Consider the following 25,624-nt stretch of genomic DNA (forward strand, 5'->3'; position numbering starts at 1 on the left):
TCTTTAATTTTTTATCAGGCGCTGTATTTCATCAAGCTTTAATAACGCTTCAACCGGAGTGAGTGCATTAACATCTAAGTTATTCAGTGTGTCACGAATCTTGACCAATACCGGATCGTCAACCGCAAACATCTGGAGCTGATAAGCCTGGTTCTGAACTTTCTTGATACTATCTTTGATGCTCTGTCCCTCAGTCCTGTCGATTTCCAGCTTTTTCAAAATCTCGTTAGCCCTACCAATCAGCTTTGGAGGCATACCAGCCATTTTAGCTACATGAATACCAAAACTATGCTCACTCCCTCCCGGAACTAATTTTCTCAGAAATATAACCTTGTTTGTCATCTCTTTCACCGAAACGTTGAAGTTTTTAATTCTTGGCATCGTGTTAGCTAACTCATTCAGCTCATGATAGTGAGTTGCAAACAGCGTTTTGGGCCGGGAAGTTGGATGTTGATGCAGAAATTCAGCAATCGCCCAAGCGATTGAAATACCATCATAAGTACTGGTACCACGGCCAATTTCATCCAGCAAAATGAGGCTGTTATCCGATATATTATTTAAAATACTGGCCGTTTCATTCATTTCTACCATGAATGTACTTTCTCCCGAAGAAATATTATCCGACGCACCTACACGTGTAAAAATTTTATCTACTAATCCAACATCGGCTGCTTTCGCTGGCACAAAACATCCCATTTGGGCCATTAGCACAATCAGGGCAGTCTGCCTTAAAATTGCTGATTTACCGGCCATGTTTGGCCCCGTGATCATGATAATCTGTTGCGATTCTGTATCCAGGTAAACATCATTCGTAATATATTCCTGTCCAACGGGCAACTGCTTCTCGATAACCGGGTGGCGGCCACCCTTAATATCCAATACCTTTTCCTTATTTACACTCGGTTTAACGTAATGGTTTTTTTCTGCAAGCTGTGCAAAACAAAGTAAGCAATCAAGCTGGGCAATTAAAAATGAATCGAGCTGAATGGGTTTGATATAGCTTGCCGTTTCAAACATCAGTTCATTATACAAACGGATTTCTATAGCTTGTATCTTCTCTTCTGCACCTAAAATCTGTTCCTCATATTCTTTCAGTTCCGGTGTAATGTAACGCTCTGCGTTAACCAGGGTTTGTTTGCGTATCCATCCTTCGGGCACTTTATCCTTATGGGTATGAGTTACTTCCAGATAATATCCAAACACATTGTTAAAAGATATTTTAAGGGATGGAATGCCGGTAGCTTCCGCTTCCCGCTTTTGAATCTGCACCAGATAATCTTTACCCCCAAAAGCAATTTTACGCAAACGGTCTAATTCTTCGTCAATTCCGTCGTTAATCACATTTCCTTTAATAAGCAAGGCGGGAGGTTCAGGCTGAAGCTCTTTTTCAATTTTCTCACGAATGGCAATACATGGATTCAGCTGGTCGGCAATTTTAATCAGAAAAGGATTTTTTGAATTAGCAGCCAGGTTTTTGACTGCATCAATATGAGTTAGGGCTCTTTTCAACGCCACTAATTCCCGCGGCCCTACACGTTGCAAACCAACTTTAGATATCAATCGTTCTATATCGCCGATTTGCTTGATGTGGGTTAAAAATTCCTGCTGGATATCATGATGATTAACAAAAAAATCAACCATTCCCAATCGCTCCTGAATAGGTTTTAATTCTTTCAGTGGCATAATGATCCACTTCTGTAGCAGGCGGGCACCCATTGGGGTACAGGTGTGATCAAGAATATCAAACAAAGTTACTGCATTATCATTAGCAGAATTTACCAGTTCAAGATTACGAATGGTAAACCTGTCCAGCCACATAAAACGATCCTCTTCAATCCGGCTAATAGAAGAAATATGCTGCAAATTACGATGCTCTGTTTCACCCAGATAGTGCAATACAACTCCGGCGGCCACAATACCACTTTGCAAACGCTCTATCCCGAAACCCTTAAGCGAAGCAACATCGAAATGCTTTGTTAATGTTTCTTCAGCATAATCTGAAGTATAAGGCCACTCATCAAGCCCAAAAGTGTAAAACCTGTCGCCAAACTGTTCCATGAAAGTCTGACGTTTAGATTTTTGAAAAATGACCTCGGTGGGTTTAAACCCTTGCAAAAGCTTATCTATATAATCGCTATTACCCTGAGCGATCAGGAATTCACCTGTCGATATATCGAGAAAAGAAATACCAATATGGGTTTTATCGAAAAAAACCGAAGCCAGATAATTATTTGATTTCTGGTTAACGATATTATCGCCATAAGCTACACCTGGTGTAACCAATTCCGTTACCCCACGTTTAACTATAGTCTTGGTTGCTTTCGGATCTTCCAGCTGATCGCAAATGGCTACCCGCTGACCGGCCCTAACCAGTTTAGATAAATAATTATCCAGAGAATGATGGGGAAAACCTGCCAGCTCAAGGGCTCCACCATTAGGCCCCGTCCCTCTCCTGGTGAGTACAATGCCTAAAATCTGGGCGGTTTTTATGGCATCTTCGCCAAAGGTTTCATAAAAATCTCCAACCCTAAAAAGTAAAAGTGCCCCCGGGTACTTCGCTTTAATAGCGTTGTACTGTTGCATGAGCGGGGTTTCTTTATTCGTATCTTTAGCCAAAACTGAAATTAATTTGCAAAAGCTATAAAGATAGTACGATTAGGCATTTTATAGTTGTTTTGTTGAAAAGTTAAAAGATTTTTTGAACGGTGAAATTCTTATTTTGCAATCTTCTGGAACAAAAAACAGATTCGGTCGGATAGCGAAGTTAATCTTGATAAAAATGAATCCCTTTTATTTTGACTAGTATCCACACAAGCGCAAACATTCAGATCTTCTTTCGAACCAGTTCAACAAAACGGAGCTCAAAATCAGCTAATTACTAACTAAGCCAGTTATTTCAAAACGTTTGGAGCAGTTTTCTGTTATTCAGGTATAATTTAACCTAATATTTTTATGATGACGATTCAATTGAATACCGACAAAAATTTAACAATACATCAGGAATACGAAGACAAAATTCAAAATCAGATTACTGAAGCCTTAAACAGGTTTAGTGATCTAATCACCAGATTAGAGGTTCATCTTTCTGATGAAAATGGCAGCAAAGATGGCTTAGACGACAAGCGTTGTCTGATTGAAGCTAAAATTACAGGCAAAGAGCCGGTTGCTGTTACCAACCTCGGAAACAACTATGATTTAGCAATAGCCGGGGCTTTAACAAAATTAAAAAGCAAATTAGAAACCATCAGTGGCAAACTGAAATCACATTAAATATAAATGCCCCGGAAAGTATAGTAAACTGCCGGGGCTTTTTAAGTATAATGCTTCTTTCTATCTTATACTTTTTCCTTCTCCAATTCCCCGATATAATAGAGAAATCTATTTAAAGCCTTTTTCCGGTCGTCAGTAACCTCAAACTGAAGTTTGTGATATAGATAGTCTTCCAGATCAAAATTATCAGTACGGGGAAGCTCCCTCAACACATCTTGTCTGTGGTCTAAGCCGAGTTTCAGGGCAGCGTTAAATTCATTTTTAAATTCCTTTGGAATCTCTTTATTGGCAACCCAGGCAGCGTACATAAAGGGCAAACCTGTAAAGTTTTTCCACTCTTGTCCCATATCGTACACAAAAGCAAAATCATTCTTCCTACCGAAAGTACGGTCGCCTATTAAAACAATTGCATCTGTTTTCGCAGTTGTATCAGTTGTGAATTCAACATCTTGTTTCCAGTAAAACTTAAGCAATACCTTTGCCAGATTGTTCGATGTTCTGGAATGTGAATCCAACCTCAGGGTTTTAATCGATTCAACCGGAACATCACTGAAAATGAATACTGAATTTACAGCACCATCACTGCCTATGCAATAATCGGCTACTATATTGGCGTTGGGCACCAATGGAATGGCTGCCACCGGCATTAATCCCATATCTACCTCACCACTAATAACCTTAGCCGCGCAATCTGAAGGAATATCTAAACTTAAATCTATCTTATTTATAATGTCCGAATGTTTAATTCCGTATATAAATGCCTTGGTGTTGGTATAAGCAACAGCCGATATTTTTATTTTATTCAATGTATCTATTATAGTTATTTCAAAAATCCTAAATTCACTTAGAACTAGTCAATTACTAACCCATCCAAATGAACGGCACTGTTAAATTCAAGCACGCTGAACTTTCCATCTTCGAAACCCATTTTATATAAAACTGTATTCTGGTGTGGAAACTCGGTCATCTCGCTTAGGGGTTTATCCAGTAGCAAGCAAAGAAAAACACGCATTGCCCTGCCATGCATACAAAGTAACACCGTTTTTTCTTCCGGCCGGGTTGATAAGATATGCATCGGTTCCTTCAAACGCTCGTAAACATCCTGAACGCTCTCCCCGCCTTCAAAATGAGCAGTATAATCTCCATTTTGCCAGGTCTCCAGCATCTCTCTGAACGCATCACGGGAATCTTCTGTGTTAGATTTCCCTTCCCAAATACCCCATGCTAATTCGTCAAGCCCCGATAGTCGCTCCCACGGTAAGCCAGAATCTATAAACTTTTGAAGGGTTTGCCAGGTACGCTTTAAGTCAGAGGTGTAAATTTTATCAAAATCAATATTCTTATAAGTCTGATAAAAAGCCTCAGCTTGTGCGCGGCCTGTATCATTTAAGTCTGAATTTATACCTCTGCCCTGTACTATTCCTTGCCTGTTAAGTTCTGTTTCGCCGTGGCGGATGATGTAAATTTGCTTCATTTTAAATTTATTGACTGACAGATTTTAAACATCTGTCATTAATTAACTACCGGTAACTTATAATACTGTGGTTTCTTCTCCTCTTCAAATACAACATGTTCAAAGTCGGTTACCACATTGTACAAGGTATCACGTTCGATCGGCTTTCTACCAACCTGTTTAATCAGATTCACCAATTCTTTGGTACTCATTGCCGGGTTTTGCTCTTCAGCACCTGCCATTGAGTAAATTTTTGTGGTATCGTCTAAAGTTCCGTCTATATCATCAACACCGTAGTTAAGGGATAACTGGGCGGTCTCGCGGCTAATCATTGCCCAGTAAGCTTTAACGTGGTCGAAGTTATCCAGATATATTCGTGCTATAGCATAATTCCTAAGATCCTCAATTACTGAAGATTCAGGAACATTACTCATTTGATTATGCTGATTTCTGAACTTCAATGGTATGAAAGTCTGAAAACCACCCGTTTTGTCTTGTAAATCCCTGAGTTTATCCATGTGGTCTACACGGTGATGATATGCTTCAATATGTCCGTAAAGCATGGTTGCATTACTCCTCATGCCCAATTTGTGCCATTCTTCATGTATGGCGAGCCATTGTTCGCCAGTACACTTGTCTTTCGCTATCTGATCCCGAATTTCCGGATGGAAAATTTCAGCACCGCCTCCAGGCATACTCTGCAAACCGGCCTCCTTCATCATCCTCATGCCTGTTGCATAGTCAAGTTTAGCTTTTTTAAAGATATAGTGATACTCTACAGGAGTCAAAGCTTTCACGTGTAAATCAGGACGGTGCTCCCGGATAGCACTGAACAATGAAGTATAAAAAGCCATGTCGTATTGAGGTAAAACGCCTCCAACAATGTGCACCTCAGTAACCGGCTCATCATCATACTTTTTAACGATGTCAAGCATCTGCTCCATCGTTAAAGCCCAGCCTTCTTCTTTTTGTTTAATTAAGCGCGAATAGGAGCAGAATTTACAATCGTAAACGCAGAGATTTGTGGGCTCCAGATGGAAGTTTCTATTGAAGTAAGTATGGTCTCCATGCTTTTCTTCACGAATGAAGTTAGCTAAAACACCCAAATAACCCAATTCTGCATGTTCATAAAGGTAAACACCCTCATCAAAAGTAATCCTTTCTTTGTTTAGGACTTTATGTGCTATGTTTTGTAGTTCAGTTGATAATGAAGTATCAGCTAATATTTTTTCAACCTGTTCAGTTGTATTCATTCCTGATTTATTTTGAACAAAAATACAATATTGAGCGGATTTGAAAATCATTTTCTTGTAACAAACCGCGTAAGTGGCACAGACTCGCAGATTTTTACGGTAATGAATATGATATAGATGCAGACTTATACGGCATAAATTCCCAAAAAAAAAGCACTCCCTTTCGGAAGTGCGCTCATTATATGTTTTTCGTAGATTAGGCTTAATTTGCAGCCGGTGAGAATGTCAGCACAATATTGGCTGTCTTACCACCAAACTCGATAGGCGATTTCATCACCATATTCCCTTTAGAAAGTTGTGTAAGTACCAAACGATAACCCTCACTTACGTTCTTTGCCTTATCACCTTCATAAATTTTCTTGAATTGAAAAGTTTCGTCTGCAGGGGTTGCCGACCAGAAAATAGTCTGCATTACTGCACCACAGGTGCTGGATGCCGGTAAAGTATAAGATCCGTTACCGCTATTGGTTAACTTCCACGTGCTGCCCTGAAAACATTTGTATGATTTTTCCCCAAATAATCCCTGAACTGCCTGATCGGGAAGACCTTCTAAACTGACGTTGTTCAGTACCCAGGTACCCGTGATGGTACCTCTACCGCCATTAATACCTGTTGCAGCGTTTTTTGTTGAAGAACAACTTTGTAACATTACTAGAGTAGAACATGCTATTGCGATAGCTATAAATAATCTTTTCATTTTAGTTTAATTTAAATTTCGGGAAACTAATTACATAAATCTTGCCAAAACAATTAACAAGCTTAAATTAGCGCCAAATTATTAAATTGCATTTTTGCCAACCGCTAAAAACGATAATCATCATGAAACCTGAAACCCTTGCTATTCACGCCTCTAATCTTGTTAAAAATGTTACAGGAGATGTTACCCCTCCAATAAATTTATCAACAACTTTTTTTCGCGATGAACAGGGTGGTTATCCAGGCGGCCACATGTATAGTCGGGTAAGCAACCCGAACAGGTCTGCTTTAGAGCACACTGTAGCTAAATTAGAATACGGTGAGGATGCAGCAGCTTTCGCTTCGGGTAATAATTGTGGCTTAAGTTTGTTTCAGGCATTAAAACCCGGAAGTCATATCATTGCACCTGACGACATGTACTGGGGCATTAAAAAGCAACTTTTAACCATATACAATGAAATCCTGGAATTCGATTTTGTAGATCAGACAGATCTGGAACTGATAAAATCTAAAATCAAAGAAAATACTCAGCTAATCTGGATTGAAACACCTTCAAATCCCCTTTTAAAGATCACTGATATTGAAGAAATCGCAAAAATAGCCAATGCTAATCAACTTAAACTTATATGTGACAGTACCTTTGCCTCTCCGATATTGCAAAATCCCATTCTTCTCGGAGCGGATATTGTTTTACACAGCAGTACAAAATACCTGGGTGGACACAGCGATGTTTTAGGTGGAATTTTGGTTACCGCAAAAAAGGATGATTTCTGGGAAAAGATCAGGAACATCCAGCAAACTGGTGGGGCGGTACCCTCCCCGTTCGACTGCTTTCTGCTTTGCAGAAGCATTAAAACCCTGGCTTATCGCATTAAAGGTCACTGCGAAAATGGAAAGAAAGTTGCTCAATACTTAGCTAATCATCCACAGGTTGATGCGGTATTTTACCCCGGGCTGGAAACGCACCCTCAACATCAAATCGCCAAAAAGCAGATGAAAGATTTTGGAGGAATGATGTCATTTTTAGTAAAGGGAGATGTAGCTGCCACAAGCAAAGTAGTTAACAAAGTTAAGCTCTTTGCACAGGCTACCAGTTTGGGAGGCGTAGAAAGTTTGATTGAACACCGATACTCAGTAGAGGGACCTGACAGTAAAACACCAAAAAATTTACTTAGAATCTCTATTGGCCTGGAGCATGTAGATGATATTATCGCGGACCTGGAACAGGCGCTGTGTTAAGAACAATAAAAGTTGCTAATCCTGAAGCTCCAGGGTTAGCAACTCTGATCAAAGCAGGTAAACTACTTTATGCTGCTCCGTTCTCCAAAAGCTTATTCAATAATGTTTCCAGATTCACAGTAGCAAAAGATGAGCTGTAATCTGAAAGGCCATAAGGAATAATCAATTCACCATTACTGATAATCGACCCACAAGAGTAAACCACATTCGGTACATAACCCTCGCGCTCATCACCGTTTGGTATAATGAGCGGCTCTTTTAAATGGCCGATTTCTTTGCTCGGATCATCCAGATCCAGCAACACTACACCAATACAATACCTCCTCATCGGACCAACACCATGGGTCATCACCAGCCAGCCTTTATCCGTTTCAATAGGCGAACCACAATTCCCGATCTGAACCAGCTCCCAATCATAACGGGGCTGTTTAAGCAAAATCGGATTCTCCCACACATTTACTTTATCCGAAAACATCAGATAGTTATTCCAGCCATCTATTCTGCTCATCATCACATATTTCCCGTTTATTTTACGGGGAAATAAAGCCAGGTTTTTATTTTGCGCGCCATCCCCATAAAGCGGAATCACTTTAAACTCATAAAAATCTTCTGTCTGCACCAGTTTAGGAATAATCAGTGAACCATCAAAAGCGGTGTAGGTGGCATAGTATAAAACCTTGCCATCATCTTTAACAAACTTTACGAACCGGGCATCCTCAATTCCTTTTCGCTCAAACTCCGAGATCGGAAAAATTACGCGGTCCGATATATCCGTGTCCTTTGAAAAGGAAATGGTATGATAAGTGTCCGAAAGCCAGAGCACTTTATCGTACTCAATTAAACGGGCAGGATTCTCCTGATGTAAACTTTTCGAATCTTTAACGATATTACTCAAACTGGTGTATTCAAATTTCTCGTCTAGTTTGGCTTCTATTTCGTCCAGAACCGATGGATCTATCTGCGCATATGCGGCTTTTTTCAGGAACAATTTCTTCACGTAAATAGCATTTTTAACCACCTCCGCTTCATCGACATAATTTCCGACAGGCAATACCTGAATATTATTATGTTTGTCAATCAATGCCCTTCTGAAAACGATAGATGAAATATGCCCTTCTCCTACTGCCCTAAAGCTGATGATCACACGCTTCTCACCCTCAACCAGGTCAGTTTGATCGGGGTCATCTACTATGCTGGGATTGAAAAATGCTGCAGATTCAATAGAATATTCATGAGTAAAATAGGCGCCAATTAAAAGTCTTGTATATTGATCCAGATCCTCCAGGTCTACATTCAGCGTTGCCAGCTGTTTCTTCAGCTTTTTACAATGCCTGTTCAGAATTTTGGTAATGTTGCGGTGGCGCTTCGAATATTCCTGCAATATCGGTGAAATCAAAGAAAACACCTTTTCATCAGAAAATTCCAAAACTTTTCTGATTACCTCGAGAGCTCTTTCTTCTCCGTTAAAAAAAAACCGGGCAATTACCCGCTTGGTATCTGGGTTAACCTTAACGGGTTTGCGTTCAATGTATATCCTCATTATATATTTTTTTTTGGTGCGCTATGGTCTGTTTTTAAAATAAATTGCAATAGTATACTAACTAAATTTAACACTTAATTGTTTATATTATTTAGTGTTTCAATGATATTATTTTACCTTTAAACCGACTATCGATCAGTAATCAGCCATTAATGGAAATCAATCACAATACAGATAACAATGCTCCCGCTCATGAAGAATTACGTTTACAAAAACTTGACGATTACGAGATTATAGATAGCCCTGCAGATCAGTTTTTTGACCATATTTTGAGCCTGGCGGCTGGCATACTTAATGCTTCGAACGCCTTTCTGGGATTTTCAGGCCAGGAGTTTTTTTTAAAGTCAGTACTGGGAAATCAGTTATTACCACAGCAAATCAGCGAATTGTTTGGCGTGATCAATCCATATGAAAAGGTTGGTCCCCTGGCATTTCAATTTATAGATCAGTTTTTTATCGCTAGTCCCCTCACCTCTCCGGATGGTTATCATCTCGGCTTCATTATTGTTTATTGCGAAAATCAAATCGACGCGACAGCACACCAGCTTGACATGTTGAATAAACTGGCTGAAATGGTTATCGCTCAGCTCGAAACCAGGATGGCGGTTAGAAAAACCATGACTGCTCAGGATGATCGTTTGCATGTACTCATTCATGATTTAAAAAATCCTATGACAACCATTTCACTTCAATCTGAACTTTTGGGTAGAATCCCTGAAATCAGTGAGAGAGCTGTTGTTATTGCCGATAAAATAAATCTGCAGTCGAAAAGAATGCTGCAGAATTTAAATGAAATCCTGAGCAGTGCAAAAAAGGTAAAGGGTTCCTACAAGCCTCAGAAGTTGAAAACCGATGTCAGAGAAGTCCTTACTCACGTGATCAATAGCATCAGGCTGGTAGCGGAAACCAAAAATCAATCCATATTAGTCAACATTAAAAACCCTTTAGAGATTTTTGGCGATCCTGACAAATTAAACCATCTGTTCTTTCAGCTACTCAACAATTCAGTCAAATTTTCCAATCAAAACACCGTCATTACAATTACAGGTGAACAAACCGAGAACCTGGTTACAATAGCCATAACCGATCAGGGACAGGGCCTTTCTGAAGAAGACCTGGAACACCTTTTTATTAAATTTGCCCCCTTGAGCACAAAGCCAACAAATGGTGAGCCCTCAAATGGTCTGGGACTAATTGCTGCAAAAATGTATGTGGAGATGCACAAAGGAAAGCTGTGGGCCGAAAGCAAAGGAAAAAATGAGGGCACCACTTTTTTTGTTGAACTACCAGTTAAGTAACTTCCAGTAAGTCTTCAAGTTTCATTTCCTCCAGTAGAAATCGTTCCGGAAACCCGTTTTTATGGAATGACCACTTAATCAAACGTATAAAGCCTGACTCAATTTCAATCCCGGTGATGTCACCATCACTAAAACAGCAGCAGCCACTATTAAAATATCCCGGACTATAGGCCTTAAATTCAGGTGCCTTATCTCCCTCTTTCACCCGTTTTTTCAGTTCCTGATTTAACAGCGATATGGCTGGCTGATCGTGGTTGTTTGTAGCTACTTTCAGTCGGAGATAAATTCTTTCCAGATGCGTGAGCGAAGCAAATACGGGCTGATGCGTGTGGCCGGTAATTAATGCGGTATTTTGCTGTGCAGCCTGCCAGCTGTACATCAAACTGTTATGAACGGTTTTTAACTGATTGTCGTAAGCCGGCGTATTTGGATTAATCTGAAGGTAAGATTGCAAGGGAGCCCATACGGTACTTACAAACCATTTGCTAAACCAGTTGCCATCGCTCTGCAAATCACCCTGATGTCCATGTGTAAGGAAAATACGAAGGGTGCCGTTCCCTAATTGAATTTTCAAAATCAAGCCTTCATAAATGGGAATTCTTGTGCCGTAAATACGGTTTAAGTTGAATCCCGCAAGCGGATCATTATCCCAATAGAGATCATGGTTGCCAAATATTTTGGTGAATGCATCCCCGCCAATGAATAGCTTTTCGTATTCAAATGTCTCTTTATTGTGCTTAATTACCGACTCAAGCAAATTTTCCCAAAGCTCTTCACTATCTCCTAAATTAATGTAATGAAAACCACCTGAGTTATAGTATTTCAGGGCGGCTAAATAATTAGGTTCCGACAAAGAAAAATCATCTGCAAAATTCCTGGCCCCTTTATGCTGATCCGAAAGGATGATATATTTGTTTTCACTCGTCACTTCGAAAATCAAACCGCGCTTGCCGGGTTCTTCCTCAATAGTATTGAAGAGCTTCGTTAAAGCCTCATGAATCCGTTCAGCGTCGGGCCGCGAACCAAATTTGTTCGACATCCGAATCACCCAGTCGCCCAGTACACGTTGTAAAAATTTACGCATTCTTTTTTTACACAAAAAAGGTCGCAACCAGAGTCGCGACCTCGAACTATAGAACTATAAACTATCTTAAGCGTAAGCAACAGCGTCTCTCGATGCCAGTTTGGTTACCCCCATCAGGTATTCATCTACCTTTCGTGCAGCTTCCCTGCCTTCAGAAATGGCCCAGACTACCAGCGATTGACCACGTCGAACGTCGCCTGCGGCGAAGATCTTCGCAATATTGGTTTGGTAGGTATGTTCTGATGCTTTCACATTACCCCTGTTGTCAAGTTCAACACCTAACTTCTCTATCAATCCTTCTTTTTGCGGATGCAAAAATCCCATTGCAAGAAAAACCAGTTCGCAAGGAAGATCTCTTTCTGTTCCGGCCACTTCCTTAAATGAAACAGGGCGTCCGGCAGCATCAATTTCCCATTCCACATCGACAACTTTTAAAGCTTTCAGATTTCCATTTTCATCAGCAATAAAGTTTTTCGTATTTACCGACCAGGCTCTTTGAGCACCTTCCTCATGCGAAGAAGTATTTTTCAAAAGCATCGGGTAAGTAGGCCACGGCATATTTGCATTGCGTAACTGAGGTGGCATTGGCATAATTTCGAATTGCGTAACCGATTTAGCCCCCTGGCGGTTTGAAGTACCAATACAGTCAGAGCCTGTATCGCCACCACCAATAACAATTACGTTTTTACCATTGGCTAAAATCTCTTCCGCAACAATTCCGCGTTTTGCAACCCGTTTATTTTGCTGCTTCAGAAAATCCATTGCAAAGTGGACACCTTTAGCTTCACGACCAGGAATCGGCAAATCGCGCGGGATGGTCGATCCTCCGGCAAGTACCACAGCGTTATAATCGCGGAGAACCGTACTGATTTCGATATTCTCTCCGACGTTGGCATTGCATTTAAAAATGATACCTTCTTCTTTCATCAAATCAATTCGACGATCAACTACGTTTTTTTGTAGTTTGAAATCAGGAATGCCATATCTCAGCAATCCACCCGGAACATCGTCGCGCTCGAAAACAGTCACCTCATGCCCAACTTTATTTAACTGAGCGGCAGCAGCCAATCCGGCAGGACCCGATCCAATCACCGCCACCTTCTTACCGGTTCTGATTAGTGGTGCTTTTGCTTTAATGTATCCTTTTTCAAAAGCAATCTCTATGATGTGCTTTTCAATTTCCTCGATGGAAACCGGGGGACGGTTGATACCCAATACACAGGCCGATTCGCATGGTGCCGGACAAATCCTCCCTGTAAACTCAGGAAAATTATTGGTACTCAATAATATATTTGCAGCGAGTTCCCATTTTGCCTGGTAAACCGCTTCGTTAAATTCCGGGATCACATTGCCCAGCGGACAACCTGATTGACAAAATGGAACGCCGCAATCCATACAACGGGCAGCTTGTCTGTTTAATTCTTCTGATGGCAGTTCGTTCAGGAACTCGCCATAATGTTTTACACGTGTTGCAACCGCTTCTCTGGTGGGCGCAACTCTATCGTATTCTTGAAATCCTGTTACTTTTCCCATAACCTAGTGAGTTTTAACTTGTGATGCTCTTTTACTTAATACCGCTTTGTATTCTTTAGGGAATACTTTAACAAAATGATTAGACTGAGTTTTCCAGTCACTCAAGATAAATTCAGCTACCTTACTGTCTGTTAAACGAATATGGGTTTTTAGCAATGCTAAAATGCGCTCCTCGTCTTCCGTCTGTAATGGATCCAGATCTACCATCTCTTTGTTACATCTGCGTGCAAATAGGGTATTCGGGTCGTATATCCAGGCTACACCACCACTCATTCCGGCAGCAAAGTTGCTTCCGGTATCACCGAGTATCAGTACCTCACCTCCTGTCATGTATTCACAGCCGTGGTCTCCTACACCTTCAACTACAGCGGTTGCACCTGAGTTTCGTACGGCAAACCGTTCCCCAGCCTTTCCACGGGCAAATAACTCTCCCGATGTAGCACCATATAAGGCAACATTACCAATAATGATATTCTGTTCAGGAACAAATGTAGAATTGCTGAAAGGATAAATGGCCAGGCGCGCTCCCGATAAACCTTTACCAACGTAGTCATTCGCTTCGCCCTCCAAAGACAAGGTGACGCCACGGGTATTAAATGCGCCGAAACTTTGTCCCGCCGAACCTACGAATTTGAAGTTGATGGTATCAGGTGGCAAACCAGCGCCCAAATGCACTTTAGAAATTTCATTAGATAACATCGTACCCAATGAACGATCGGTATTAATGACCTTAAAGCTGGCGAAAACCGGTTCATTGTTGGTAATGGCAGGTTTCGCTGCTGCAATTAACTGGTGGTCTAACACATTTGCCAAACCATGATCCTGCTCTTCAGTATTATATAAAGGTAAACCGTTATTTTCTGCCTTATATAAAATAGCAGATAAATCAAGGAATTTCAACTTCCACTCTTCTGCAGGCAGTTCACGTACTTTCAGAATATCTGCCTGGCCGATCATTTCGTTAATCGTTCTGAAACCGAGTTCAGCCATAATTTCACGTAGCTCTTCTGCCAGGAAGTGAAATAAATTCACCACATGATCTGGATCACCACTAAACAATTTCCTCAATTCAGGATCTTGTGTCGCAACTCCAACCGGACAGGTATTCAAATGGCACTTACGCATCATAATACAGCCTGCTGTAACTAAAGCTGCAGTAGCCACACCCCATTCCTCAGCACCCAAAAGTGCAGCAATGGCGATATCTCTGCCGGTTTTCAACTGACCGTCAGTCTGAAGTACAATACGGTTACGTAATTTATTTTTAACTAATGTCTGGTGAGCCTCAGCCAAACCAAGCTCCCATGGTAAACCGGCATGTTGTATAGAAGTTAACGGTGAAGCCCCTGTTCCACCATCAAAGCCAGAAACCAGAATAACATCAGCATGCGCTTTTGCAACTCCCGCCGCAATTGTTCCAACACCTGCTTTAGAAACAAGCTTAACATTGATTCTTGCCGCTCGGTTGGCATTTTTCAAATCGTATATCAACTGAGCCAAATCCTCAATGGAATAGATATCATGGTGTGGTGGCGGTGAAATCAACCCCACACCCGGCGTGGAGTGACGAACTTTTGCAATCCAGTCGTCCACCTTATCTCCCGGTAATTGTCCGCCTTCTCCAGGCTTAGCACCCTGAGCCATTTTAATCTGTAGCTCATCTGCATTGGTTAAGTAATAACTGGTTACTCCAAAACGGGCTGATGCAACTTGTTTAATAGCCGAGCGCATGCTGTCGCCGTTAGCCATTTTGGTATAACGCATTTCATCTTCCCCACCTTCACCGGTGTTGCTTTTTCCTCCAATACGGTTCATCGCAATCGCCAAAGTAGAATGCGCCTCATGAGAAATAGATCCGAAGGACATCGCTCCTGTAGCAAAACGCTTTAAAATCGATTCAGCAGATTCCACTTCATGCAAGGATACAGAAGGACGGCTATAATTAAATTCAAACAACCCACGGATCGTATAAGCCTGTTGTGTTTGCTCATTTACCAGTTTGGAGTATTGTTTAAAAATGTTATAATCATTTTTACGTGTTGCATTTTGCAACAGGTGTATGGTTTGCGGATTAAATAAGTGGGCCTCTCCGCGACGGCGGTATTTATAGGTACCCCCGGCTGGTAACAGGTTCTCTGTTTGAGTAATCGGCCCGAAGCTCCGGTGATGTTTAACTAAGGTTTCTTTCGCAATTTCATCCAGTCCTAATCCACCAATACGGGAAACGGCACCAGTGAAATACGTATCTACAACCTTTTTGTTCAAACCTAAAATTTCAAAAATCTGTGCACCCTGGTACGATTGCAAGGTCGAGATTCCCATTTTAGAGAAGATTTTCAACAAACCATTATTTACAGCATAGATGTAGTTTTTCGTTAGCTTTTCTGCTGATAAGCCTGACTCTTTCTGGAAACCATTAATAGTCTCCAACGCCAGGTATGGATTAATCGCTGTAACGCCAAATCCCAATAGGGTGGCAAAATGATGCACCTCCCAGATATCGCCAGCTTCCACCACAATACCTACAGCACCACGGTAACCTTTACGGATCAGGTGATGGTGAACCGCAGAAACGGCAAGCAATGATGGCATTGCCGCATGCTCCGAATCAATTGCCCTGTCTGTAAGCACAATCACCTGAAAGCCATCTTCCACCGCATCTACCGCATAACGACACAAACGATCTAAAGCTTTAGCCATTGCACCAGGTTTCCCGTCGGCCCTGAAATAAGTCTGTAAAGTCTTTGCCTGGAAAACACCAGTATCAATACTTCTCAGTTTTTCTAATTCCTGATTGGTTAATATTGGATGTTTAATGGCTACACAATGTGCTTGTTTTGGATTTTCGTCCAGTAAATTGCCGTTACTTCCCATGAAGCTGGCCAAACTCATCACCACCTTCTCACGAATAGGATCGATAGGCGGATTGGTTACCTGTGCAAATAGCTGTTTGAAATAATTGGATAAATGCTGAGGGCGTTTAGATAAAACCGCAAGAGGCGTATCTGTACCCATCGAACCGATTGGTTCCTTTCCATCAATCGCCATAGGCTTCAGCAACAGATCGACATCTTCCCTGCTGTAGCCAAAAACCTGCTGATATTTAAATATAGATTCTTCCGATAAACCGGTAAACATTACACGCGGATCAGGCAATTCCTCCAGGCGGATCTGATACTGGTTAATCCAGTCCGCATAAGGGCTTTTACCACAAACCTGCGTTTTGATTTCTTCATCGCTAATAATCCTCCCCTGTTCCATGTCTACTACAAACATCTTACCAGGAGTTAAACGCCCTTTTTCAATAACAGTACTCTGATCAATCGCCAAAGCGCCTGCTTCAGAACCTAAAATCACCCTGTCATCAGAAGTGATGGCATAACGTGATGGGCGTAAACCATTACGATCCAGTGTTGCTCCAATTTGCTTGCCATCGGTAAAGGCAATTGCAGCCGGCCCATCCCATGGCTCCATTAAAGTAGCATGGAATTCATAGAAGGCCCGTTTAACCGGATCCATATCTTCATTGCCATCCCATGCTTCAGGAACCAACATCATCAATACATGAGGCAAGGTTCTTCCGGCATGAAATAACAGTTCAATTACGTTATCCAGACAGCCTGAATCGGAATTGGTCTCATCAATCACCGGTAAAAGCATATCCAATTCTTCTGGTGTAAAATAGGACGAAGCTAATGATTTAACGCCAGCCCTGAACCAGTTCAAATTTCCCTGCAGGGTATTGATCTCTCCGTTATGCGCGATAAAGCGAAAAGGTTGCGCCAGTCGCCACGAAGGGAAGGTATTGGTAGCAAAACGCGAGTGGACCAGTCCTAATGCCGAAACCACACGTTTATCGCTTAAATCGCGGAAATATGTACGAACCTGTAATGAAGTTAACTGCCCTTTATATATAATGGTTTGTGCAGATAACGATACAATATAAAAGTCTTTACCACCATGAACGGTATTGGTAATTAACTTGATCAGATAATTTTTAAAAATATAAAGTTTACGCTCGAAATCCGCACCCGGATTTATGGCATAAGGACGTGCGATAAACACCTGCTCAATTTCAGGCTCTACAGAAAGGGCCATATTGCCTATATCGGTAGTATCTACATCAACCTTTCTGAAGCCAAGAATCTCAAGTCCTAGTTTCTCTGCGGCACGGTAAATCAGCTCTCTGCATTCTTCTCTCGACCGGATGTCTTTTGGCATAAACAGCTGACCCACGCCATAATTGTTGGTTTCAGGTAGGCTAAAGCCAGCTTTTAAACATTCATCATAAAAAAATTCATGAGGTAACTGAATCATAATACCGGCACCGTCGCCTGTATTTGGTTCTGCTCCACATGCCCCTCTATGATCTAGATTTTCTAAAATAGTAAGTGCATCGGAGATTATTTGATGCGATTTTCGCCCTTTCACATGTGCAACGAACCCAATACCGCAGGCATCGTGTTCAAATTGCGCATCGTACAATCCACTGTTTGGTTCCATTCTTTGCTCGTTAGTTGTTAGTGTATAGGAAACACTAAGATACAAAAAACGATTATTAAATTACAGAGTTGCTATAATTTTTGGAAAACTTTTAGTTTTTAAGCAATTAATGCTTTAAAAATTAAAAATTCAGCAATTAATTATCAAAAATTTTAAAGAATTGACAATGACAATATAGTACAGAATTCGCCTGATTTCTTATAAAAATATCACTAAACCGTTTTATCAATATCTTCATTTGCGAAAAATAAATTCACAAATAAAGATGTTTTAAATTATAGCAATTTCCTCTGAGCTATATTTACGCTATTTCGTGGCAAGTGAAATAAATTTTATTAATTTATGAATCAGTAAGATAGCCACTATTATCGAAAAATACAACAAATGGGTTTTGCAGAACAACATCTTTTTCTACCTTTGTGCCGGGCAAGTCTTTTACGACCAGCTCCCTTTGAACTCCCCCAGGATGGGAACATAGCAAGGGTAGAAGGTTGTAGCGGTGCGATAGAAGGTGCTTGCCCTTTTTTTTCTTTTCCCTTAATCCCCTGAAGGGGGAATTAAATTCTTCAGGGTTGAATCATCAAAACTCAAATATTTAAGAATTTATAAACATGAAATTTTTTATCGACACAGCAAATCTTGATCAAATTAAAGAGGCGCACGATCTTGGCATTTTAGACGGTGTAACCACTAACCCAAGCTTAATGGCTAAGGAAGGCATTACAGGCGACGAAAATGTTATTAATCACTATAAAGCAATCTGCGATATCGTTGAAGATAATGTAAGTGCAGAAGTGATTTCTACAACTTTCGACGAAATCATCAAAGAAGGTGAAGCATTAGCTGCTTTAAACCCGAAAATCGTAGTTAAGGTTCCCATGATCAAAGATGGTGTTAAAGCCATTAAATATTTCTCTTCAAAAGGAATTAAAACCAATTGTACTTTAATATTCTCCGCAGGACAAGCATTATTAGCAGCTAAAGCTGGTGCAACTTACGTATCGCCATTCTTAGGTCGTTTAGATGATATTTCAAGCGATGGCTTAGTACTAATTGAAGATATCAGAACAATATTCGACAATTACGGTTATGAAACGCAAATTTTAGCCGCTTCAATCCGTGGTCCGTTACACATCGTAAACTGTGCAAAATTAGGTGCTGATGTAATTACGGCTCCTTTAGCTGCCATTGTAGGTTTATTAAAACACCCATTAACTGATAGTGGTTTAGCAACTTTCTTAGCAGATCATGCTAAAGCAGCAGGAAAATAGAATTAAATGACTGAATTTCATATTCAATCAGTAGTATAAATTTAAATTAAAGGGTTTTAAATTAAGCGTATTGACTACTCTTAATTTAAAACCCTTTTTTATGATCTTGAAACACCTTTCGGATTTCGGTTTATCGGCTAAAAGTTTTTCTCTACTTCGAGCACTTCCTTCACCTTTTCATATACAATCTGTTCATCAGGCTCAATCAGAATACCCTTCACCCCTGCCCCGTTTGCCGCTTCAACATCTCGTGGCTTATCGCCGATCATCACAGACTGGGCCGGATCAATATCATACATATCAATCGCATCTATAATCATTCCTGATGCCGGTTTACGACATTTACATGCTCCCCCCACTGTTGGATGATGCGGACAATAGTAAAATCCGGCAATGTCAGCTCCCTTCGCCACAAAAGCATTCCTGAGCATCTGGTGCATAATCGCGAGTTCTTGTTCGGTATAGCGTTTTAGCGCAATACCACCCTGATTGGTAATTACAATCAACAAATAACCTTCATCAAAAAAACGCTTCAATACAGGAATTTGATAGTCCAGAATCTTAAAGTCTTCAACACGACAGATATAGTCATAAATTTCGTGATTCAGCACGCCGTCACGATCAAGGAAAATAGCTTTATTCATAAATAAGAAAAACGAATGCGGTAAAATGACACCATTAAAACCCCTTCGGATCATTCGCCAAAATAAGCGAAAATTACTGGCAATAGAAAGTGGCAGGTAAAACGAAACAGATAAGGCGCTGCAATGTTGCAACGCCTTATCCTTTACTAGGCAGGAATGAACTACTTTAAATTGAGCCCTACTCTGTGGCCCCTGATCGCAAAATATAAAATATAAAGGTAGCAAGGCAACACCGTTAATAAGTAAGCCAGCTGAAAGTTAACCTGTAGCTTTTCATTTAGAAAAGCATATAAAAGTGGCATTAAAGCTCCTCCCGCAATCCCCATCACCATAATGGCCGAACCAATCTTGGTAAATTTCCCCAGATGACTTATACCCAGCGGAAATATTGCAGGCCACATTAAGGAGTTGGCGAGGCCGAGCAGGGCGACAAAAATTACAGCAAACCAGCTTGAAATGGCAAAGGATAAAACCGTAAAGACTATACCCAGAATGGCACAAATCCTCAGGGCTTTCTGCTGAGAGAGGTATTTTGGAATAGTAACAATCCCTATGATATAACCAATAAGCATACTAAACAAAGTAATCGAAGTCAGCTTGCCACTAATTTCGGTACTGATACCCAACTCGCGACCATAAATTCCGATGATATCACCCGCCATTACTTCTGCTCCGACATAAACAAAAATACAAAGGGCTCCCAGAAAAAGATGCGGAAACTGGAATATGCTGCTGTGGGTTACCACTTCTCCTTTGCTCTCATCAACAACATCTTCGTTTACTTCTACTTCTGGTAAGCTGGTGAACTTTACAAAGAGTGCAAAAAGACAGAAAACAATTGCCAAAACGATGTAAGGCATATTTACACGACCCAAAACATCATTCAATAATTGCTCATGAACTGCATCAGTAGCGCTTTTTATCTGTTTTTCAACCTCAGAAGCGTTTTTAAGAAACAGACTGCCCATCACCAGCGGAACAATCATCCCGGCCACCTTATTACAAATCCCGGCAATACTTATCCTTTTGGCCGCACTTTCAATCGGACCAATAATTGCCAGATATGGATTCGATGCCGTTTGAAGTAAAGCAAGTGCTGCTCCCTGAACAAAAATCCCTGTCAAAAACAAACCGAAAGTCCGGGTTTGGGCAGCAGGAATAAATATCAGAGAACCTAAACCCAAAATAACAAGGCCTAATACTATGCCGTTTTTAAAACCCACTTTTTTAAGTATCCATGAGGATGGAAGCGCCAGAAAAAAGTAAGCCATATACGATGCAAACGTTACAAAAAATGCCTGCAGGTTAGATAGACCAAATGATAACTTAAAAAAAGGAATCAAAGTTCCGTTAGCCCAGGTTACAAAGCCAAAAATAAAGAAGAGCGCACAGATAATAACGAGAGGGTTCGGACCTTTTCGATCCTGATTCGCAGTAATTGCCATAAAAAGTTTGGTTTGATTGATTTGAAAGCGCCAAACTATAAAAATATTTGAACAATATATTACGCAAACGTGTGTTTAATTTTTAATTTAACAGAATTAAGCCCAAAATCCTGCGCTTTTGGCTATAAAAAAACATATAAATGAAAATCTCACCTGAACAATATCAAAACATCAACTCAAACACCTACCTACCATACTAGAAGTTGCGAATGCCCGAGGAAATTGGCAATCTATTAAATAAATTATTCGGTGCTGACACATCTGAAACCGGTATGCTCCAAACCTGTATCTGTAGATGTTTTCATCCTGGAGGTTACCCTGTAACCTTTACAATAAGAAGCGTTGCACATAAACGACCCACCACGCACCACTTTTTTAGGCACTGTTGGCTCCATAGGGTCGTAACTATCTTTCGGACCCTTAGGATTTTCTGTAATGCCTTTCAGTGTAGCGTAGTAGTCCGGACGATACCAGTCGCTGCACCATTCCCATACATTTCCAGCCATATCATACAAGCCATAGCCATTTGGACTAAACTGTTTTACGGCAGCAAGGCCATTAAACTCATCCCAACCGGTGTTGGTGACTGGAAAATTTCCCTGCCAGGTATTAGCCTTTGCTTTTCCGTTCTCGATATCCTCATTCTCCCATGGATAGCGGCTATTTTTTAAGCCTCCCCGCGCAGCAAATTCCCATTCAGCCTCTGTAGGCAGGCGCTTTCCAGCCCAACGGCAATATGCCATCGCATCATCCCAGGAAACATGTACTACAGGATAGTTTTCTTTACCTTCAATATTACTTTTCGGTCCATGTGGATGTCTCCAGTCTGCCCCCTTAACCCAACTCCACCATTGAGAGGCATCGTTTAAACTGGTAACGGCTTTAGGCTGATGAAATACCAGTGATGCCGCAACGAAAAGGCTGTCTGCTGGTTTAGGTGTACCCGGTGGCAGCTGCTTTTTCATTTCCTCCCAATCCGGTTTATTTTCAGCGGTAGTTACATAACCTGTAGCTTCCACAAAGCGCTTGAAACTTGCGTTTGTCACTTCGGTTGCATCAATCCAAAACGACTCCAGCTTAACTTCATGTTTTGGATATTCATCGGCCCTGCCTTCGCTGTCTGATGCGCCCATCGTGAACGTTCCACCACTAATCTTTACCATACCATCGTGACTTACTTGATTGCTGCCAAAAGTTGATGTATCTCTTATTGCACCAAACCGCCCAGGCAAATTTTTCTCACAAGAAGCCAAAGAATCTTGCTTTTGCATCTCCTGCTCCTCTTTTTTTCCGTTTGAACAAGATGCCAGCGCAATAACCAGGCATATATATATTGATATTTTTAATTTAATCATGGGTTAATATTGACTAATTGAGGTTGCTAAAATTATCAAATAAGTTCAAAAAAGTCAGCACAAATAATTAATCCCCTTATAAATCAATACACTTAGCACTTTTTAGTTTTTTTTATTTGCAGGAGATGTATTTGAGCCCTATATTTGCATCACTTTAAAGGAAACGGACAACGTTTTTAAACAAAGTAGATTCCGTAGCTCAGCTGGTAGAGCATTACACTTTTAATGTAGTGGTCCTGGGTTCGAATCCCAGCGGGATCACGAAAAACCTCACAGAAATGTGAGGTTTTTTTGTTTTAAACCCACTGGTATTAGAAAACTTCTTTCCCAAGGTTTTTGCCTTTATACACTTTTTAAAGAGGGATATTTTTTTACCAACTTTTTAAGCTACTTATCAAAGGGTCGTAAAGTATAAACATTAGAGCTCATTGATCAAATCCCTTGCAGGGCAAGAGATGCTGAAAGGGAAAATAACGGTAATGGCGCCATGGTCCATCCAGATAATGCCAAAGATCCAGTCCTTCAACATTAATATTGAGCGGCTCGAAAGTTGGTTCTAACTTTGTTAACAAACTTTTGACCTTTTCCACACTTACTTTGTTTTGTATCGTGATATGCGGACGCAGTGTTTGCCTGTCCTGTGCGATAAGCATTGACTGAAATTGCTGTTGCAAAAAACGGTGAAGCAACTGGAGCTCCTTGCTTTCGATAAAATAAGCTACCCCGTTGCCGATACTCTTCAAAGCGCAAACCCTGGCTATGAAAGAACAATGAACAATATTTTCCAGCTGTAGCAGCACCTCCGGATCATCAGGAAGATTATGGAAAAGCGTGAGATGGGCATTTAAAAGATTTCTTTCTGCGGGAAAGTATAGCTTTCTCCTATCATCAAAAAAAGTCTGGCTTTTTGTATCCAGTCTGGCGGTCAGAATGCAGGTATGCATCAAAGCTTTGCTTTAATAATATGCTAAGATCGATCAGGCTGCTCCTCATCGTCATCGATGATGTCAGGATGCCTCAATTCCACAGCCTCACAAAGCTGATCCAGCAGATCTTCTCTGATTTCACCTGGATTCTGACAGATGTAGAGGAAACCCTGGCTGTTCGGAGCTAAAGAAGCCACTAATTTCTCTCCTTGGAAAACACTGTATCTACAAGTCGACTGTGCGTGATGGGGGTAGATATTGACATGAAAAGTATGCGTTTCACCATCGCCCATCGCAAGGGTATAAGCTTCTACTGCATCACTAACTACTGATTTTGCATCTGATTCTTCCATGATATTGGAACACTTACGAAATCAATTAGTTTTGCTACCAATGTTTTTAGTCCCCTATAAAACTATCAGATCTTTACAATCCTAACCTTCATTCTTTTTGCTACGCTAAAACTGGGTGGTAATCTGTAGTTGAAGAACATGGCGGTTATAGCGCCCGGTTTCCTCCTTTTGATACCAGTGTTGATAGCCAAATTCCGTATCAATGGCCTTATTCCAGCGATAGCCAAAAGATAGAAATACCCGGTTCTGATCAAAAAAACTTCCGTTCACCTTACTTTTATTCATCACATTCAAAAACAATTCATCCTGCAAACCCATGTAAATTCCCCTTGAAAAATTCTGATTTGTAAGCAAAGGAATTTGTGCGCCAAGCATTGTCCTGGCACGTTGGGAAAACTGAACTTCATCAGTATTGACCCAACGCTGTTCGAGCCTGCCGCGAAACATCATCTCTGTTTTATGCCATTTAAAATCGTAAATGAACTGCTCAAAAATCCGGTTTTCAAAACTATACGCCTTATCATCATTGTAATCCTCCTTTTCCCAGTCGCCCTTGTATGCATACCCTAATGCGATGGAATGCTTTTGAGACAGATCATACATTAACCCTGTGCGCAGCAACATCGTATTCAAATAATGATATCGGTCGGCAGTACGCAGCTGCACGTCGGCCAGTACTTTAAATGACTTTCCGATTTTTTGCTGATGTGTAATGAAAAGCCACCCCTGTGATTCGGGCGCCTGTCCGAAACTATACAAAGAACAACACATGCTGATTGCAAGAAATAACAGCCTTCGTTTCAGATTAATGCTTGCCGATGCTAAGCAGATGTGATTTGTATCCTCTATGTTGCGGTTATCGGTAAGCGTTTTTCCCATTAATAGCTTCGTTTTATACATACAACCCGTGTATCACTAAAACGTTTGGCATAATGAACAATTCAAATATAAATCCTCAATCGCTATCCTAATATAACTCCTTTTTAAACCGTTTTGCCAACTTCCCTGTTGCAAGTGAAATATCAATATCCCGGATAAGCAAGCCACTTTCGCCGTAATTCTGATAGGCAATGCAGTTCCCATCCGGATCAATGAGCGATGTGGCAGATTCCTGAAATTTCGAAGCATAATTTACACTTGCAAAATAGATTGTGTTTTCAATCGACCTCATGAGCATTGCCTTTTCATAATACGGGCTGTCCGGGTCTCCCCAACGGGTAATCACTTTTCCAGTTTCATCACTTCCGGTGAAATGTGGATGAAAAACAATCGCTGCTCCCGCCTGCGCAGCCCAGCGTACCGACTCCGGGTACCTGAATCCCTCATGGCAAATGGAAATACCAAACTTTACACCATTGATTTCAAACAATTGTCGTTCAGTTCCAGCTACCCACATCTCATCTTCCGATGGATCCAGCTGGTTTTTGCTCTGGTGGCCCATCACTTCCCCATCAGGAGAAATCACGAAGGCCAGATTTTGCAGGCCAGGTTCACTATGCCAATCCATAGGCACAATGATGGCAATGGAATTTTTCCGGGCAAGTGCAGCTACTTGCTCCAACGCCCTGGTTAACGAAGGTGCGCTCCGGTCACTTTCAGAGTATCCCATCCCCGGGTAACCTGGAAGATAGGATTCCGGAAAACAGATGATCTCCGCTTTACTTACAGCAGCTAACTGAACAAGTTCCGTTAGTGTGCTTATAGCGCTATCGAGGGATTTTGGAATGGGTGGCGAAGCAAGGGCTATTCTCATGATGTTGT

At 41.0% G+C, this 25,624-nt stretch carries 20 protein-coding genes, 1 tRNA gene and 1 other RNA gene; 6 read left to right on the plus strand and 16 right to left on the minus strand.

Annotation, left to right across the window (positions count from 1 at the left end; all coding sequences use genetic code 11):
- Positions 1 to 3: 3 nt before the first annotated feature.
- Positions 4 to 2,583, minus strand: coding sequence for a DNA mismatch repair protein MutS (mutS, locus tag R2Q80_RS15165; protein WP_316800404.1), 2,580 nt, complete (start codon positions 2,581 to 2,583; stop codon positions 4 to 6).
- A gap of 369 nt (positions 2,584 to 2,952) precedes the next feature.
- On the opposite strand from mutS, the gene R2Q80_RS15170 reads away from it, so the two are divergent.
- Complete coding sequence (locus R2Q80_RS15170) at positions 2,953 to 3,270, plus strand: HPF/RaiA family ribosome-associated protein (RefSeq protein WP_316800405.1); 318 nt, start codon at positions 2,953 to 2,955, stop codon at positions 3,268 to 3,270.
- A gap of 65 nt (positions 3,271 to 3,335) precedes the next feature.
- Here R2Q80_RS15170 and R2Q80_RS15175 read toward each other — a convergent pair whose 3' ends face one another.
- From R2Q80_RS15175 to R2Q80_RS15190, 4 genes are all read right to left on the minus strand, one after another.
- Positions 3,336 to 4,076 (minus strand): menaquinone biosynthesis protein, encoded by a 741-nt coding sequence (locus tag R2Q80_RS15175; protein ID WP_316800406.1) that lies wholly within the window; start codon positions 4,074 to 4,076, stop codon positions 3,336 to 3,338.
- A 44-nt stretch (positions 4,077 to 4,120) separates the two neighbouring features.
- Positions 4,121 to 4,744, minus strand: coding sequence for a histidine phosphatase family protein (locus R2Q80_RS15180; protein ID WP_316800407.1), 624 nt, complete (start codon positions 4,742 to 4,744; stop codon positions 4,121 to 4,123).
- Positions 4,745 to 4,782: 38 nt separating this feature from the next.
- Entirely contained in the window at positions 4,783 to 5,976 is a 1,194-nt protein-coding gene (gene mqnE, locus R2Q80_RS15185) for an aminofutalosine synthase MqnE (protein WP_316800408.1), read from the minus strand.
- A gap of 202 nt (positions 5,977 to 6,178) precedes the next feature.
- Positions 6,179 to 6,673, minus strand: coding sequence for a lipocalin family protein (locus R2Q80_RS15190; protein ID WP_316800409.1), 495 nt, complete (start codon positions 6,671 to 6,673; stop codon positions 6,179 to 6,181).
- A gap of 122 nt (positions 6,674 to 6,795) precedes the next feature.
- Here R2Q80_RS15190 and R2Q80_RS15195 point away from each other — a divergent pair, with 122 nt between their 5' ends.
- Positions 6,796 to 7,911 (plus strand): PLP-dependent aspartate aminotransferase family protein, encoded by a 1,116-nt coding sequence (locus tag R2Q80_RS15195; protein WP_316800410.1) that lies wholly within the window; start codon positions 6,796 to 6,798, stop codon positions 7,909 to 7,911.
- A 67-nt stretch (positions 7,912 to 7,978) separates the two neighbouring features.
- Here the strand turns inward: R2Q80_RS15195 and R2Q80_RS15200 are convergent, their stop codons facing one another.
- Positions 7,979 to 9,451, minus strand: a complete 1,473-nt coding sequence (locus tag R2Q80_RS15200) for a glycoside hydrolase family 130 protein (RefSeq protein ID WP_316800411.1) — start codon at positions 9,449 to 9,451, stop codon at positions 7,979 to 7,981.
- Positions 9,452 to 9,603: 152 nt separating this feature from the next.
- Between R2Q80_RS15200 and R2Q80_RS15205 the strand changes: the two genes are divergently transcribed.
- Positions 9,604 to 10,749, plus strand: coding sequence for a HAMP domain-containing sensor histidine kinase (locus R2Q80_RS15205; RefSeq protein WP_316800412.1), 1,146 nt, complete (start codon positions 9,604 to 9,606; stop codon positions 10,747 to 10,749).
- On the opposite strand, the gene R2Q80_RS15210 is transcribed toward R2Q80_RS15205, so the two are convergent.
- The 3 genes from R2Q80_RS15210 to gltB form a co-directional block, all read right to left on the minus strand.
- Entirely contained in the window at positions 10,742 to 11,833 is a 1,092-nt protein-coding gene (locus tag R2Q80_RS15210; RefSeq protein WP_316800413.1) for a metallophosphoesterase, read from the minus strand. The genes R2Q80_RS15205 and R2Q80_RS15210 overlap by 8 nt on opposite strands.
- A 66-nt stretch (positions 11,834 to 11,899) precedes the next feature.
- Positions 11,900 to 13,366, minus strand: a complete 1,467-nt coding sequence (locus R2Q80_RS15215) for a glutamate synthase subunit beta (RefSeq protein ID WP_316800414.1) — start codon at positions 13,364 to 13,366, stop codon at positions 11,900 to 11,902.
- 3 nt (positions 13,367 to 13,369) lie between these two features.
- Positions 13,370 to 17,869, minus strand: a complete 4,500-nt coding sequence (gene gltB / locus R2Q80_RS15220; protein WP_316800415.1) for a glutamate synthase large subunit — start codon at positions 17,867 to 17,869, stop codon at positions 13,370 to 13,372.
- A gap of 424 nt (positions 17,870 to 18,293) precedes the next feature.
- On the opposite strand from gltB, the gene ffs reads away from it, so the two are divergent.
- An RNA gene (ffs, locus tag R2Q80_RS15225) (signal recognition particle sRNA small type) lies at positions 18,294 to 18,393 on the plus strand.
- An 87-nt stretch (positions 18,394 to 18,480) separates the two neighbouring features.
- Entirely contained in the window at positions 18,481 to 19,140 is a 660-nt protein-coding gene (gene fsa / locus R2Q80_RS15230; protein ID WP_047800559.1) for a fructose-6-phosphate aldolase, read from the plus strand.
- Positions 19,141 to 19,277: 137 nt separating this feature from the next.
- Here fsa and R2Q80_RS15235 read toward each other — a convergent pair whose 3' ends face one another.
- From R2Q80_RS15235 to R2Q80_RS15245, 3 genes are all read right to left on the minus strand, one after another.
- The gene (locus R2Q80_RS15235; protein WP_316800416.1) at positions 19,278 to 19,784 is read right to left on the minus strand and encodes an HAD family hydrolase; all 507 of its coding nucleotides are present in this window, start codon (positions 19,782 to 19,784) and stop codon (positions 19,278 to 19,280) included.
- A gap of 161 nt (positions 19,785 to 19,945) precedes the next feature.
- Positions 19,946 to 21,229: a sugar MFS transporter gene (locus R2Q80_RS15240; RefSeq protein WP_316800417.1), complete on the minus strand. Its 1,284-nt coding sequence runs from the start codon at positions 21,227 to 21,229 to the stop codon at positions 19,946 to 19,948.
- Between the two features lie 242 nt (positions 21,230 to 21,471).
- Positions 21,472 to 22,584, minus strand: a complete 1,113-nt coding sequence (locus R2Q80_RS15245; RefSeq protein ID WP_316800418.1) for a formylglycine-generating enzyme family protein — start codon at positions 22,582 to 22,584, stop codon at positions 21,472 to 21,474.
- Positions 22,585 to 22,772: 188 nt separating this feature from the next.
- On the opposite strand from R2Q80_RS15245, the gene R2Q80_RS15250 reads away from it, so the two are divergent.
- Positions 22,773 to 22,845, plus strand: a tRNA-Lys gene (locus R2Q80_RS15250).
- A 164-nt stretch (positions 22,846 to 23,009) separates the two neighbouring features.
- Here the strand turns inward: R2Q80_RS15250 and R2Q80_RS15255 are convergent.
- The 4 genes from R2Q80_RS15255 to R2Q80_RS15270 form a co-directional block, all read right to left on the minus strand.
- Positions 23,010 to 23,528 carry a 2'-5' RNA ligase family protein gene (locus tag R2Q80_RS15255; protein ID WP_316800419.1) on the minus strand — a complete coding sequence of 173 codons (519 nt, stop codon included), beginning with the start codon at positions 23,526 to 23,528 and terminating at the stop codon, positions 23,010 to 23,012.
- 23 nt (positions 23,529 to 23,551) lie between these two features.
- Positions 23,552 to 23,863 (minus strand): hypothetical protein, encoded by a 312-nt coding sequence (locus tag R2Q80_RS15260; protein WP_316800420.1) that lies wholly within the window; start codon positions 23,861 to 23,863, stop codon positions 23,552 to 23,554.
- A gap of 105 nt (positions 23,864 to 23,968) precedes the next feature.
- Entirely contained in the window at positions 23,969 to 24,742 is a 774-nt protein-coding gene (locus R2Q80_RS15265; RefSeq protein WP_316800421.1) for a DUF2490 domain-containing protein, read from the minus strand.
- An 88-nt stretch (positions 24,743 to 24,830) separates the two neighbouring features.
- Positions 24,831 to 25,616: a carbon-nitrogen hydrolase family protein gene (locus R2Q80_RS15270; protein WP_316800422.1), complete on the minus strand. Its 786-nt coding sequence runs from the start codon at positions 25,614 to 25,616 to the stop codon at positions 24,831 to 24,833.
- Positions 25,617 to 25,624: the final 8 nt, after the last annotated feature.

This window comes from Pedobacter frigidisoli (assembly GCF_032678525.1).
Classification (GTDB): Bacteria; Bacteroidota; Bacteroidia; order Sphingobacteriales; family Sphingobacteriaceae; genus Pedobacter; species Pedobacter frigidisoli_A.

Bases quoted from the DNA above. Each gene is read 5' to 3' on its own strand.
- R2Q80_RS15190 (WP_316800409.1), bottom strand. From the start codon at position 6,673: ATGAAAAGATTATTTATAGCTATCGCAATAGCATGTTCTACTCTAGTA.
- R2Q80_RS15235 (WP_316800416.1), bottom strand. From the start codon at position 19,784: ATGAATAAAGCTATTTTCCTTGATCGTGACGGCGTGCTGAATCACGAA.
- R2Q80_RS15215 (WP_316800414.1), bottom strand. From the start codon at position 13,366: ATGGGAAAAGTAACAGGATTTCAAGAATACGATAGAGTTGCGCCCACC.
- fsa (WP_047800559.1), top strand. From the start codon at position 18,481: ATGAAATTTTTTATCGACACAGCAAATCTTGATCAAATTAAAGAGGCG.
- R2Q80_RS15210 (WP_316800413.1), bottom strand. From the start codon at position 11,833: ATGCGTAAATTTTTACAACGTGTACTGGGCGACTGGGTGATTCGGATG.
- R2Q80_RS15255 (WP_316800419.1), bottom strand. From the start codon at position 23,528: ATGCATACCTGCATTCTGACCGCCAGACTGGATACAAAAAGCCAGACT.
- R2Q80_RS15245 (WP_316800418.1), bottom strand. From the start codon at position 22,584: ATGATTAAATTAAAAATATCAATATATATATGCCTGGTTATTGCGCTG.
- R2Q80_RS15270 (WP_316800422.1), bottom strand. From the start codon at position 25,616: ATGAGAATAGCCCTTGCTTCGCCACCCATTCCAAAATCCCTCGATAGC.
- gltB (WP_316800415.1), bottom strand. From the start codon at position 17,869: ATGGAACCAAACAGTGGATTGTACGATGCGCAATTTGAACACGATGCC.
- R2Q80_RS15205 (WP_316800412.1), top strand. From the start codon at position 9,604: ATGGAAATCAATCACAATACAGATAACAATGCTCCCGCTCATGAAGAA.
- R2Q80_RS15200 (WP_316800411.1), bottom strand. From the start codon at position 9,451: ATGAGGATATACATTGAACGCAAACCCGTTAAGGTTAACCCAGATACC.
- R2Q80_RS15260 (WP_316800420.1), bottom strand. From the start codon at position 23,863: ATGGAAGAATCAGATGCAAAATCAGTAGTTAGTGATGCAGTAGAAGCT.
- R2Q80_RS15180 (WP_316800407.1), bottom strand. From the start codon at position 4,744: ATGAAGCAAATTTACATCATCCGCCACGGCGAAACAGAACTTAACAGG.
- R2Q80_RS15170 (WP_316800405.1), top strand. From the start codon at position 2,953: ATGATGACGATTCAATTGAATACCGACAAAAATTTAACAATACATCAG.
- R2Q80_RS15240 (WP_316800417.1), bottom strand. From the start codon at position 21,229: ATGGCAATTACTGCGAATCAGGATCGAAAAGGTCCGAACCCTCTCGTT.
- mutS (WP_316800404.1), bottom strand. From the start codon at position 2,583: ATGCAACAGTACAACGCTATTAAAGCGAAGTACCCGGGGGCACTTTTA.
- R2Q80_RS15195 (WP_316800410.1), top strand. From the start codon at position 6,796: ATGAAACCTGAAACCCTTGCTATTCACGCCTCTAATCTTGTTAAAAAT.
- mqnE (WP_316800408.1), bottom strand. From the start codon at position 5,976: ATGAATACAACTGAACAGGTTGAAAAAATATTAGCTGATACTTCATTA.
- R2Q80_RS15265 (WP_316800421.1), bottom strand. From the start codon at position 24,742: ATGGGAAAAACGCTTACCGATAACCGCAACATAGAGGATACAAATCAC.